Below are 13,993 nucleotides of genomic sequence, written 5' to 3' on the forward strand. Positions count from 1 at the left end.
TTAATAACCAGGGTTTTGCTGCAATTTACCGCCTGAAGCTAAAATCTCGGCTCTAGGTATAGGTAACCAGTAGTGTTTGGTTTCAAACTTACGCCCATCTAAAGCAACTTTAGGTGTATAAGTAAATGTATTACCGGTTTTGGTAATAATCATTCCACCAGCAGGTTTGTTTTCGGTTACATCGGCAATTTTCCATCTTCTTACATCATAATAACGGTGTTCTTCAAAGGCGAGTTCTACCCTACGTTCGTAACGTACCGCATCTCGCATTTGTGATTGTGTAAGTCCAACGGCTAATGCTGGCATATTTACACCAGATCTTGCACGTACCATATTTATCGCTTGTCTTGCCGACATTGTTGATCCGGCAGGAACAGCGTCAGGTCCGTAAGCTTCGTTAGCTGCTTCAGCATAGTTAAGCAAAATTTCTGCATATCTAAAATAGATCCATGGCTGAAAACCTGCGTTTCCCCAGGGGTTTTGTAAAGGATATGCCTTGTTCATGAATTTTTTAAGATAATAACCCGTCTTAGTGGTATTCCAGTTATCAATTCCATCTTTACTGTCTTTTCCTCCCGGAATAAAGGTTTCTATATTACGCTCACGATATGCTGCACCATTGTATAAAATAGTGGCTGCAAAACGCGGATCACGGTCTTTGTATGGCTGGTTGCTATCGTAACCAGATGTAGGATCGCTAATGGCTTTACCGTTGGTCATTTCATAATCATCTACCAGGTTCTGCATCGGCAGATTTCCTCCCCAGCCGCCATAGCCATTTGGTCCGTTGGCAATCTCCAGGTGTGTATGGTTGGCATTTTTGGTAAATAATCTCGCAAAGATGATTTCGTCATTATTCAAATCATTCAGGAACAGGTTTTCATAACCTCCATCATAAATTTTGTATTTATTCAAAGCAATAACAGCCTGCGCTGCTGCCGCTGCTGCCTCCCATGTACCCGCGTTGTACAATGGACTTGCTGCATATAAAAGCAAACGTGATTTAAGGGCTAATGCAGCACCTTTAGTAGCTCTACCCGGCAACCAGCTACCGCTATTATCCTGTGGCAGATCTGCAGCCGCTTCATCGAGTTGATTCACCGTATAATCAATGCTCTCTTTTATTGTTGCGCGCTGAAACAAAGCCGGATCTTGCAAATTATCGGTCAGGTTGGTTACTTTATCACCCATTAAAACTACACCACCATAATTTCGAATTAAATCCTGATAACGGAAAGCCTTTACAAATTTAAGCTCTGCGATCAATTGTTTTTTATGTGTTGTGCTCATTGCAATTTTAGCAAGCACACCAAGTGCATAATTACATTCTCTGATACTTTTATAACTCCTGCCCCAATATACACCTGCACTGCCTAAATTTTCTGGTGCCAGCTGACCTCTTTGAATTAACCAGGTAAAATCATCGTTATTGTAAACAGATTCGTCTGTGTACGAGCTCCACATACTATATTCAAACCCCCTCCCAAAACCTGGTGCAGAACCATCTGCTTCTTTATCCTGTAATCGGGTACCGATGTACCTGTTGGTTACATAAGCCTCCAGAACAGACGTATCGCTTTCTATAGTAGTGGTAGAAATCCGATCTGTTGGTTCTACGTTTAAAAAATCTTTTTTACAACCCACCACACTTAAGGAGATTAATGATAGGCCTAATAATATTTTATGTATTGACTTAGTATTCATGATGTTTAGAATTTAATATTAGCACCCAGATTAATAATGCGTTGCTGTGGATAAAACTGGCCACTACCACTGTTTCCTTCTGGATCGTAATCTTTAACTTTTGAAATGGTTAACAGGTTAAATGCACTGGCATAAAACCTTAAGCCCGAGACATTTATTTTCTGTAAAAATGAAGCTTTTAAATTATAGGCAAGTTCTACGTTTTTAAGTCTTATAAAAGAAGCATCATTTAACCAAAAAGTATTATTAAACTGTCCGCCACTGATCGCATTCGAAGAACGGTCAGTAACTCTTGGATAAGTTCCATTAGGGTTTGAGGCGCTAAACCTGTTATCGGCCCAGCTACTGTAAAAGTTACCTACGCTTCCTGCTTCCGGTAAAACGTATTGAGTAACTTGCCCTTGACCTGATAAGACAAATGATAAATCGAAATTCTTGTACGAAGCTCCGAAATTTAAACCATAAGTAATTTGAGGGGTATTGCTATATTGAGATCTTGTTTGATCATCGGCAGTAATCTGACCATCATTGTTATAATCGAGATACTTAAGATCGCCAATTTTAGCACCACTTACATGAGGGTAAGCATCTAACTCTTGTTGCGTTCTAAATATGCCAATACTATTGTAAAGCAAGTCAACATTTAATGGTCTGCCCGTTTTGCGTTGATAATCTGGCGTACCACTGGCTTCATCAATAAAAATTACTTTGCTTTTTGCATAGGTTATATTTCCAGAAATATTCCATTTCAGATTCTCGCCATTATGGTTATACCCAACCGTTGCTTCGAAACCATTACTGTTCACCTTTCCAATATTTTCTGAAGGCACTAACGGTGTATAGTTCACACTCTTATCATCAAATGGATTTACAATACCTGAAGAACCAGGCACTGAAGCATTACGGGTGGTTAAGATATCAGATCTTTTTTGCTGGAAATAAATGGCCTCAATGCTAAAGTTTTTAAATACTGTAGCGTTAATTCCCACATCCAGTTTTTTCGCCACCTCCCAGGTAATGTTCGGATTTGCCAATTTAACCAGGTTTACACCAGGTTGTATGGTTAAGGTATTGCTTGGATCTCTGGCCACAAACCCGTTACCTACCAGCACATAGTTATCGAAATACTGGAAACCATTTACATTATCATTACCCAACGCACCATATGATGCACGAATTTTTAAGTTATCAACAAATTTAACGTTATCGTTAAACCACTTTTCTTTTGAAACTACCCAACCTGCAGAAGCGGACGGAAAAACACCATACTGTTTGCCTTGAGGAAAAATAGATGATCCATCAACACGCAACTGGCCTTCAAAAAGATACTTATCATCATAAGTATAAGCTAAACGGCTTATTATACTCCGGCGGTTGTAGTTAGAGCTATAACCCGAGTTCAGAAAATCGGTAGCTGCTGTACCACCTTGAGAAAGTTCAGGTAACGAAGTAGAAAGGAAGTTAAAGCGTTGTGCATCGAAATATTCCAAATGGTTTTCGCTCTGTTCGTAACCTACAAAAGCATTGATATCATGCAGGTTAAAACGACGTGCGTAGTTTAGTTTAATATTCGAAGTAAGCAACGATTCGTTTTGTTGCTTTTCAAGTAATGTAGCTTTTTGATTATTACCGCCAGTAATTACGCTGTTATAGGTTTGAGAGGTAGGATCATATTGATACAGTAAATATGGCTTATTGAAACTTTTGGTAAATACATTAGATTTATCAGCAGAAAAGAAACCATCAACAGAAAGACCTTCTACGCCAGGAATAATAAAAGTAGCTCTTAAAATACCATTTAAAACCTGTGTAGGGTTTTTATTTGTTCCACCGATATCGGTAACCTGCACAGCAGGATTTGAATTTTCTATACCCGTTGTTGGCAAGCCATTTGGATAATAGGCAGATACGATTGGTTTTGCCCTGTAAATAGACCTAAAAATATCACCAGCTCCTACCTGAGGGAACAAACGATTTTCTTGTCTGCCAGATACCGATAAGCCAACTTTAAGGTATTTAGAAACATTGGCATCTATATTGGTACGGAAATTATACTGATTGTATTTCGTTGCGCCATTTTTGTATAAACCATCCTGAGAAATTGTACCCAATGAAACATAGTATTTTACATCTTCACTACCACCATTAACCGAAAGGCTATGCTGACTTTGGAGTGCAGTATTTTTCAATGTTTCATTAATCCAATCGGTATTTGGATACAAAAGCGGATCGGAACCATTGCGGAACTTTTCAATCTGATCTGCAGTATAAGATTGGTTAAGGCCACCGGCAGGGTTCGAATCGAAATTAATTTCGTTCATAATCTGTGCATAGGTTGCGGCATCTGCCATTTTAGGTAACCTTGTTGGCGAGCTAAATCCCTGGTTAAAACTATAATTTACGGTTGGTTTACCGGTTTTCCCTTTTTTCGTAGTTACTAAAATTACACCATTGGCTGCTCTGTTACCATAAATAGCGGCAGAAGCATCTTTTAATACCGATACACTTTCAATATCGTTGGGATCTAAACGCTCAAGTCCACCAATTTGCCCTGGAATTCCGTCTACAACAATTAATACATTATTGCTCCCGGTAGTAGCAAGTCCCCTTACCGTAATATTAGAACCATCAACCCCAGGTTCGCCACTACGATTATTTACAATTACCCCCGAAAACCGGCCCGCCAAAGAGTTTGACAGGTTTGGTTGTGGGCTTTTCATTAATTCACTTCCTTTTACCTGCGATATTGACCCCGTAAGCGTTGCTTTTTTCTGTGTTCCGTAACCAACCACTACCAACTCGTTTAGTGTTTTGGTGTCGGAACCAAGCTGAACATTAATGGTTGTTCTATCGCCAACTGTTTGCTCCTGGCTGGTGTAGCCTACATAAGAAAAAACAAGTACGTCTGTAGAGGCTGCAACACTGATACTAAATTTACCTTTTGCATCGGTCTGAACCGCTTTTTCGGTTCCTTTAATCTTAACCGCTACTCCGGGGAATGTAGCTCCGGTTTCGTTTGTTACTGTACCCGTTACCACAATTTCTCTAAGCTTGTTCTTTATTCCTGTTTTAACAGAAACTAGAGATGCCATTGCAGGTAAACTGATGGATACGATCAATAGAAATGCCAGTGTTTTAATTGTAAAGAATTTTGGCAAAAATCCTTTCAGAACTTTTCTTCTCATATTTGTTTGCAAATTAATATTTGGTTAGCAGATCAATTTTATAACCTACCCAACAGAACCCTCTATCGGAATCGCGATTATAACACTGCTTTATCGAGGGCTAAATTAGCGCCAACAAACAACTCCTACAGGGTGCAAACAATCCAAATTAGAGGGGTAAACAGACCGAAAAATGACCTAAATGAGGTTTTAAGGCATATTGAAAAAAAACAGGCTGATAAACATGATTATCATTTACCTTTTTTGCCTGTTGAATTTAATTGGATATGATTGGAAAACGGCTTCCTGAATTTTTTAATATACTGTGATGGATTCATATTAAAGAGTTTGTAAAACTGCTCTCTAAAATATTTTGGGTCGTTTATACCTACCATGTAAGAAGTTTCCTGAATGGTTTTATCTGTATTGATAAAAATTTCGGCCGCTTTTCTTAACCTGATGAAACGGATAAATCCATTTGCCGACTGACCCGAAATGGATTTTATTTTACGGTATAAATTAGATCTCGACATGCCCAGAAAGGTGGACAGGGTATCGATATTAAAATCAGGATCGGTAAGCTGTTCTTCTACAATACGGATACAGTTATCTAAAAATTCTTTGTATTCTGCAGAGATCTTGGTATTGTTCGAGTTGAGTGTAATTTCATTATAAAAATACTTTTGCAGGGCATTTTTACTTTTTAATATACTGGCTACCCTTGCTTTTAAAAAGTCCTTATCAAAAGGTTTACTGATATAATCGTCGGCGCCACCTTCTATTCCTTTAAGCTTAACCTCCGGAGCAGAAATGGCAGTAAGTAAAATAATCGGAATATGAGAGATGGAAACATCTTCTTTTATTTTACTGCATAGTTCTATACCCGTTATGCCATCCATCATTACATCACAGATTACAATATCGGGTAATAGCTCTTTCGTCATCTCATAACCTTTTTCTCCGTTACTGGCTTCGTAAAGGTGATAATCCATTCTAAAAACCTGTTTAAGGTATTCTCTTATTTCAATATTATCATCAATAATAAGCATGCTTTTTAACTCGATGGCCAGCTGTTTGTCTGCTATTGGTTCTTCAGCAGCTTCTACAACTTTGTTAGCGCTTATTTCATCCTCTATTAACTCTTTAAATAATGATGAATCGGTATCTACCAGTTCCTCATGCAAAATTACCGCATCTTTAAAGTGGCTTGTCCCTCTTAATAAAGCAATATCAAATGCTGTGCCTTTATTTTCAACGCTGGTATAACTTATCCTTCCACCATGCATTTCAATAAAATTTTTTGCAAGGTATAAACCAATGCCAAAACCACCTTTAGATGATTTATTTCCCGGATCCTGATAAAATTTTTCGTAGAGTTTTTCTCCTGCAAAGCTGGTAATACCACAGCCTGTATCTTCTACAGCCACCTGTATATTGTCCTGATTACTTTTTACAATCATTTTAACCGTACCGCCTTCGGGCGTAAATTTTATGGCATTTGCAAGGAGATTAAAAAACACAATCTCTATTTTCTCCCTTTCAGCATAAAAAGGGATCAATTCATCGGCGCATATAAACTCAAATACAATATTTTTAGACCGTGCCTGATGCACAAAACACAGAAATACTTCTTTACACAAACTCACCAGGTTTACCGGAGCTACTTTTAATTTTCCGCCATAGGTATCTGCTTTTCTAAACAATAACAGCTGATCTACCAAACTTAAAAGCCGCTTGGCATTCCTGTACACAATATTTAAATCAGTGGTATCAACATTATTGTCATTCTTATACAAAAGCTCTTTAACCGGGTTGATAATTAACGTAAGCGGCGTGCGGAACTCGTGCGATACATTGGTAAAAAAGGATAGTTTCTTTTCACTCAACTCCTTTTCTTTTTCACTTTCTACATGGGCCAGTTTAATCTGAAATTTTAAGTTAGATTGGTGCTCACGATATTTAAGATAGGCATACACAAGGCCAAAGAAAGCCAAACCATAAAAGCCAAAGGCCCACCAGGTACGGTACCAGGGTGGCGTAATAATAATCTGGAGCGAATTTCCTTTCATATTCCAAATGCCATCATTGTTTGATGCCCTTACCCTTAAGGTGTATTTGCCTGGGTTTAAATTGGTATAGGTAACTTTATGTTCGCTACCGCTATAATTCCACTTTTTATCAAAACCTTCGAGAAAGTAAGCATACTGGTTTTTTTCTGAAAGCGTATAGTTCAAAGCCACAAAACCAAAAGAGAGTACACTTTGATCATAAGGCAATGTGATACTTTTCGTCATATAAACAGGCAATTTTAAAGGAGAATCTTCGCCCGGGAGAATCAGTTTATTAAAAACCGAAAAATCAGAAAAGTAAACTGCAGGAGCTTCTTTATTGTATTTAAGTAGTTGTGGATTAAAATAAACGATGCCTTTACTGCCTGCCAGGTAAATTTCCCCTTTTGCATTTTTACAGATGGCCGCATTGGCATACACGCCATCCTTCTCATCGTAATTTTTAACCGTTTTATTTACGGGATCGAAAAGTGAGATGCCCTGCTCGGTAGTAACCCAAAGCTTGCCATTATTATCTTCTACCAGATCGGTAAAAACATTGCTTGCAAAACCGTTTTGTTTTGAATAGATCTCGAAAGTATTTGTTTTAGCAACATATTTATTCAATCCATCGCGGGTGCAGATCCAAACATTTTTGTGCGAATCCAGATACAGGCTATTTACAATGTTATTGCTAATGCCGCCCGTTTTTGAATTATTGATCATGTAATTGCTGAACTTTTTTGTTTTAGGGTTAAAACGGCTGAGGCCACTCCCGTATGTCCCTATCCAGATATTTCCCTGCGCATCTTTTAGAAGGCAGTATAAATGGTTATTACTCAGAGAGCCCAAATTTTTAGGATCGTTATAGTAATGCGTATAAGCTCTAATTTTATCGTTATAGATTTTTAAACCTGCATCTGTAGCTAAATAATATTCGCCATCATTTACCTCTATCAGATCTCTAAAAACATCTTCGTTAAAAAAACTTCCAAGTGCAGAACGATGGTGATGATGTATAAACTTACTCTCCTTTTCGCTATACCGGTCAAATCCATTCTCACTCATTACCCATAACTGACCTTTTAAATCAACAGATAGGTTAATAATATCATTACTGGATAAACTGTTTAAGTCATCGCTGTGCGAAAGCCTGGTAATAACGCGGTTATTTGGATTGTATTTATAAAGGCCCTTGTTGGTACCCAGCCAAAAATTACCGCCTTCACTAACTATTGATTTAATTTCTGCCTGGTTTAAAGGAAGTGAAATAAAATTAAATTTATATTGGTTAAAATCAATTTTAGTGAGTCCGTTTTTACCACAGAGCCATATCATTCCGCTTTTATCACGATATAAACCACCGTTGGCAAAAAATTCGAGCTTATCTATTTTTTCCCATTTATTTAGTTTTGTATTTACCCAGAATATTCCGGCGCTGCCGCCTACCAGTAATTTTTCGGCACCTAAATTTAAAACATTAAATATGGAAGAATTACCTTTTCCCATACCTAGATAAGTGGTAAACTTTTCATTTTTCGGATCAAAGCGGAACAGGTCGCCTTTCCAATAGCATCCAATCCATATCATGCCATCATGATCAAGGCAGAGGGTCCAGATGTCGTTTGGATTTTTTTGGTTCGCGATTTCCTTTTGCATGTAATTGGTAAACCGCTTTGTTTTTTGATCGAATTTATTCAGTCCGGCGCTCCAGTTGCCCAACCATAAATTGCCAGCTGCATCTTCTGCAATAGCATTAACCGATTTTCCTTTTATAGCATACTGATTTTTTGCATCGGGTTGATAAACCTTAAAAGTTTTTGATTTCTTGTTATAAAGGTTAAATCCATCATCGGTACCAATCCACAATTTATTCTTTTTATCGATCAGTAAAGACCAGACTTTATTATTGCTTAGCGAAGTTCTATCGTTTTCTTTATAATAAAAACGTTCAAATTTTTCGGTAACCGGGTCAAACCTGTTTAAACCATTCATGGTACCCACCCAAAAAAAACCATTGCTGTCTTCTACTATAGCATTGATATAATTGTTGGTTAAAGAGGTGCTATCACCAGCAATATTTACATAAACTTTAAAAGAATAACCATCAAACTTACACAGACCATTTTCTGTACCTATCCATACAAAACCTCTTTTATCTTTTAAAGCAACGGTGGTATTTTTAGAAGGTAGACCATCGTTAATGCCATATGTTTTAAGCACATAATGTTCCGGAATAGCAGTTTGATCTACTACCTGAGCATGAACACTGTTGAAAAACAGCCAGGATTGTATAATAAAACCAAATGCTTTAATAAATCTCATCATTAGAAGGGCAAACCGACAGAATAGCTGAAAAAAATCTTTTAGCGGATGTAAAGATACAATTTGCTAAATTATTGTTACACAAAAACCTGTCAATCTGTAGTTCTATTTATCTGAAAAGTCTTTCAGCTTTTGCATTTTTTACCATTTAAACAGTTAAGGAAATTAAGATTTTCATCACTCAGATCCTGCGATCGTTATCTTAAATTTGTTCCGGGATCTTTCTGGTTAGTTTTTTCGCCACGGAATTCAGTTTATCTTTTTGCTTTCAGCTTTACTACCATTAAGCAATTAAGAACATTAAGATTTCATCGCTCAGATCTTGCGATCGTCATCCTGAAGGGTAATTTATTTTATAAAAATCAATATGAATGGACAGATGGATAAAGAAGTTGAGTGCTCTCGAAAATATCGTCATTTCGACCGCAGTGGAGAACCCGAAGGCTCTGCGAAGCAAAATCTTTTAAATTTTCAATAACTTATTACAAAGATCTCTCCACTTCGCGTTGCTCCGGTCGAGATGACGACCATTCTAGTGGAGTCTGTCAATGGTAACTTGTTTCAGAATCTTTCTGTTTAGTTCTTTTGCCACGGAAGCACAGAATTACACGGAATTTAGTTTATCTTTTTGCTTTCAGCTTTAGTCTTTAAGCTTTCACCTTCACTACCATTAAGCAGTTAAGGACATTAAGATTTTCATCACTCAGATCCTGCGATCGTCCTCCTGAACTTGTTTCAGGATCTATCTGGTTAGTTTTTTTGCCACGGAAGCACAGATTTTCACGGAATTTAGTTTCCCTTTTTGCTTTCCGCTTTAGTCTTTTTATCCTAAAAATCTGAATAGTCTGTTGGGTAAACAAATTTAGTATCGTTTTTAGAAACATTGTGTTGATACTCTGGTATTGCTGATAGTTTCTTCCAATATTCATCCGCTGAAAATGCTTTCCAGTGCGCATCTCTATCTGCCTTATTTTCGAAAGTGGTTAAATACATCAGGTTAGGCATACGACTCCCGGCGATTACTTCTCCATAAAATACAGCATTAAAATTTAATCTTTTGAATAAACCGATTTCGTCACCTTTATTAAACATTTGAACTTTATTCTGAAAATACTTCTCAGTAGGTGCCTCATAGCTTCTTAATTCGTACACCCGTTCTTTCATCGGCGATTTTAGATTTGGCAGCATAAAATGAGGTGCGTCTTCAAAGGCTTTTAATACAATTGATTCTAAGCGCTCTAAAGGCGCCTCCGTGTAGAATGCATCCAGATAAGCTTTACCATCAGCGGCATACTGTTTGTCTTTTGCCAGCTTTTTATCCAGTTCTAAAATTCCATTAAATGATTTTAAAGGAATAAATACATAAACCAGTTTTTCCGTACCTACAGCCTGGTCACTTACAATTGGTTTAAACACACCAACTTTTGCTATTCCACAGCGGTGTAAGGCAGGCAAATATGCTTTTTGCAAATAATCGTCTACCGTTTTTTCCTGAGCATCGGTTTTTAAGTGGTAAATTTTGATCTGATAGAAATCTATCGACGCATTAGCGGCAAATGTGCTGGATAATAACAAAAGTAAAAACAGACAGAATATTTTAATTTTTGGCAACATATTAGGAGGTGATTATTTTGATGGAAAAATACTTAAAGTTTTCGTGTAAAACTGAAAATATCTTTTTTAGGCTGACCATTTTTATCCTTTTCCTCCAGCACAACGCTTAATTTATCTTCAGTAATCAATTGATAGCTTAACCTCACCGATTTATCTTTCATTTCAAAAACAGCAAGTTTTCCCTTTAAGGTTACCAGCGGAAAAAGCAGTGGTTTTTCTTTTTCTTCCCAGGCAATGCTTCCGCGGTTAAAATGCCGCATCTTCATCACAGGCAACCCCTCTTCAAGTTCAATCACAACGAATTCGTAAAATAAAGCTTTCCCATCTTTAACACACCTAAAGCTGCTCATCATGCTTTCGCCGTTTGGCTGGCTCCAAAATTCTTCCAAATCGCCCCATTCACTTTTCTGAACCCAGGTTCCAGACATAAATGCCAAATCTTTTACCTAAGCCTTTTTTATTTGTGCAAAAGCTGAAATAGAAAAGAATAAGAAAGCCAAAATCAAAAAGTTATTTTTCATAGCGTAATTTATTACAGCTAAAATAACTAATTATATCCACTTATAGAATGAATGAATCAGCTACCAATTTTCAGTTGACAGTTGGCAATTACCAGTTCCGTTTGCGATAAACAGTTTGCAGTTACCAGATAGAATTAAAAAATCGCCGTCATTTCGACCCGAGCTATCGGATTTATCGCAACGAAATGGAGAAATCTTTTCCATAGTTCAAAGATTTCTCTACTGCGGTCGAAATGACGCTCCTTGTGTATTTTTCATCAACCCTCCGAGGTATTTGAAAAATTCTAAACTCTACCAATGACCAATGAAGTATCTTACTTTGAAATATTCGGGTTTGGAGGTTCGGCATTTAGTAAATGTTTCACAAAAAAATCGCGTTTACGTCTGCGTCCGTAAACGCCTCCATCACTGTGCCCCATGCCCGGAATGCTTAAAATATCGAAATTTTTATTTGCTTTGATCAATGCATCGGCAAGTCGATAGGTCGATTCTGGCGGTACATTTTCATCTGCTTCGCCAACAATTAAAAATAGATTACCCTGTAATTTACCTGCATTTGTAATGTTAGATTGTTCTCCATAATGTGGTCCTACCGGATAGCCCATCCATTGTTCGTTCCACCATTGTTTGTCGATGCGGTTGTCATGACAACCACAGGCAGAAACTGCAGCCTTATAAAACTCAGGGTGAGATAACAGTGCGCCTGTTGAGCTTTGTCCACCCGCAGAAGTGCCATAAATCCCTACCCGTGAAATATCAGCATTTGGATATTTAACCGCCATGGCTTTCATCCACAATATCCTGTCAGGAAATCCGGAATCGGCTATGTTTTTCCAACATACATCATGAAAAGCTTTAGAACGGTTGGCCGTACCCATTCCATCAATCTGTACCACAATAAAACCCAATTCGGAGATGCTCTGCATTTCACTGGCTGGCAAGAAACTTTTAGGCACGAAGCTATCATGAGGACCTGCATAAATATTTTCGATTACAGGATAAGTTTTATTCGGATCCATTTTTGAAGGGAGGCAAACAATGCCCCAAATATCAGTTTTGCCATCTCTTCCTTTGGCTACAAATACTTCAGGCAATTTAACCCCTGTAGCCAAATAGGCATCTGTTTTTCCATGTTCTATTTCGTTTAATTTTTTAGTGCTTGCCGTTAACCTTAATTCGCTAACCGATGGTACATTTACTTGCGAGTAGGTATCGATATAATATTTACGATCAGGAGAAAAGCTGAGGTTATGATTACCTTTTTCTGGTGTGAGGTTTACCAGGCCTTTTCCGTCAAACCCGATCCGATAGTAATGGATAAAATAAGGATCTTCGTCAGCATGCATTCCATTTGCCCGGAACCACACCTGGCGTTTTACGATATCTACACTATCAATATCCCGAACTACATAATTTCCTTTTGTAATTAACTGCTGCTTTCCGGTTAAGGTATTTACCAGATAAAGGTGTTGCCAGCCATCCTGCTCACTCGTCCACAATATTTCGTTTGTTTTAGGTAAGTATCTGGTATAAATGCGATTTTCATAAATGAAGGTTTTGGTTTTCTCGTCGATGATATTTTTGGTTTTCCCTGTTAAAACATCCACTTCAATTACCCTGAAACGCTGATGCCCCCTGTCTACTTTCTCATAAGTATAATACCTGCTGTTATTGCCGCGCCAATGCAGTTCCGGTGCGCCAAAGAAATCGATCGGATCAGCATCTACTTTAATGGCAGTTTTTTTCGCTACATTAAAAACATAGGGCTGATAAGCCGTAAAGTCATCACCGGGTTGTGCATATTCTCTCGATTTTAATTCGCCGCGTGTGGTACCTGGAACAGAACTTAATACATAATATACTTTTTTAATTTCTTTGGGATCGATTTTGTAAGCAACAATGTTTTTTCCATCGGGCGACCATGCAAATTCGCCGTAAGGTTTATCAGCATTACCATCGGTACTCAGCTGGGTTTCTGCCTTTGTTGCTAAATCAATTACAAAAAGGTTGCCGCCGCGGATCAGGATTTCACTTTTGCCATCCGGCGATTTTTTGGATTGGCGGTTTCCCTGCCAGCGCGATCTCCTTTGTTGCAGAGGTCTTTTGGCATTGTAACGATAAATTGTGGTGTCTTTAATGTCAGCTAAACTGTAATCGCCTAAGTTTAATTCATACCATTTATCCTGTATTTTTAGTTTTGCCGTATTACCCTGATCGGCGAAATATAACTCAGCAAGTTGAATTTTTAGTGGGTTCTGTTTTTTACCGGTAACCTTTTCTAAATTCTGCGCAAGTTTATGATGATCAAATGCGGCCTGGCGTTTACCTGTTGCAGCATCTATATAATAATACTCCCATGTTCTATCAGGAAGATTCTTTTTATACCAAAATGCGGTTCCATCCTTTTTCCAATAAGGAATAATATCATTGTTGGTTGGAATATTACGTAAAGTGGTATCCATTTTCAAGGATAATTGATAAGCATCCACCACTTCAGCAGCATTTGGGGCATATGGCTGCAACCTGGCTTGCTGTGCCAGCAATTGAGCGGAAACAAAACTTAATAAGATGAAAACTATTGATTTTTTAGCGGTTGCGTAAATGCTCATTACAGATT

General features: G+C 37.9%; 6 protein-coding genes. All 6 read right to left on the reverse strand.

The window, feature by feature from the left end; translation table 11 throughout:
• The 6 genes from IM793_RS13020 to IM793_RS13045 all read right to left on the reverse strand — a co-directional run bounded on the left by IM793_RS13020 (window position 1) and on the right by IM793_RS13045 (window position 13,985).
• Window positions 1-1,704 carry a RagB/SusD family nutrient uptake outer membrane protein gene (locus IM793_RS13020; RefSeq protein ID WP_193421994.1) on the reverse strand — a complete coding sequence of 568 codons (1,704 nt, stop codon included), beginning with the start codon at window positions 1,702-1,704 and terminating at the stop codon, window positions 1-3.
• 5 nt (window positions 1,705-1,709) lie between these two features.
• Entirely contained in the window at window positions 1,710-4,889 is a 3,180-nt protein-coding gene (locus IM793_RS13025; RefSeq protein WP_193421996.1) for a TonB-dependent receptor, read from the reverse strand.
• 230 nt (window positions 4,890-5,119) lie between these two features.
• Window positions 5,120-9,244, reverse strand: coding sequence for a two-component regulator propeller domain-containing protein (locus IM793_RS13030; protein WP_193421998.1), 4,125 nt, complete (start codon window positions 9,242-9,244; stop codon window positions 5,120-5,122).
• An 825-nt stretch (window positions 9,245-10,069) separates the two neighbouring features.
• On the reverse strand, window positions 10,070-10,855 hold the full coding sequence (locus IM793_RS13035) for an NIPSNAP family protein (RefSeq protein ID WP_193422000.1): 786 nt from the start codon (window positions 10,853-10,855) through the stop codon (window positions 10,070-10,072).
• 32 nt (window positions 10,856-10,887) lie between these two features.
• Window positions 10,888-11,283, reverse strand: coding sequence for a DUF6265 family protein (locus tag IM793_RS13040; protein ID WP_193422002.1), 396 nt, complete (start codon window positions 11,281-11,283; stop codon window positions 10,888-10,890).
• A gap of 407 nt (window positions 11,284-11,690) precedes the next feature.
• Window positions 11,691-13,985 carry a S9 family peptidase gene (locus tag IM793_RS13045; protein WP_193422004.1) on the reverse strand — a complete coding sequence of 765 codons (2,295 nt, stop codon included), beginning with the start codon at window positions 13,983-13,985 and terminating at the stop codon, window positions 11,691-11,693.
• Between the last annotated feature and the right edge of the window lie 8 nt (window positions 13,986-13,993).

This window comes from Pedobacter sp. MR2016-19, from assembly GCF_014947265.1.
Taxonomy (GTDB): Bacteria; Bacteroidota; Bacteroidia; order Sphingobacteriales; family Sphingobacteriaceae; genus Pedobacter.

Coding starts and splice junctions, on each gene's coding strand:
- IM793_RS13035 (WP_193422000.1), bottom strand. CDS start 10,855: ATGTTGCCAAAAATTAAAATATTCTGTCTGTTTTTACTTTTGTTATTA.
- IM793_RS13040 (WP_193422002.1), bottom strand. CDS start 11,283: ATGTCTGGAACCTGGGTTCAGAAAAGTGAATGGGGCGATTTGGAAGAA.
- IM793_RS13045 (WP_193422004.1), bottom strand. CDS start 13,985: ATGAGCATTTACGCAACCGCTAAAAAATCAATAGTTTTCATCTTATTA.
- IM793_RS13030 (WP_193421998.1), bottom strand. CDS start 9,244: ATGATGAGATTTATTAAAGCATTTGGTTTTATTATACAATCCTGGCTG.
- IM793_RS13025 (WP_193421996.1), bottom strand. CDS start 4,889: ATGAGAAGAAAAGTTCTGAAAGGATTTTTGCCAAAATTCTTTACAATT.
- IM793_RS13020 (WP_193421994.1), bottom strand. CDS start 1,704: ATGAATACTAAGTCAATACATAAAATATTATTAGGCCTATCATTAATC.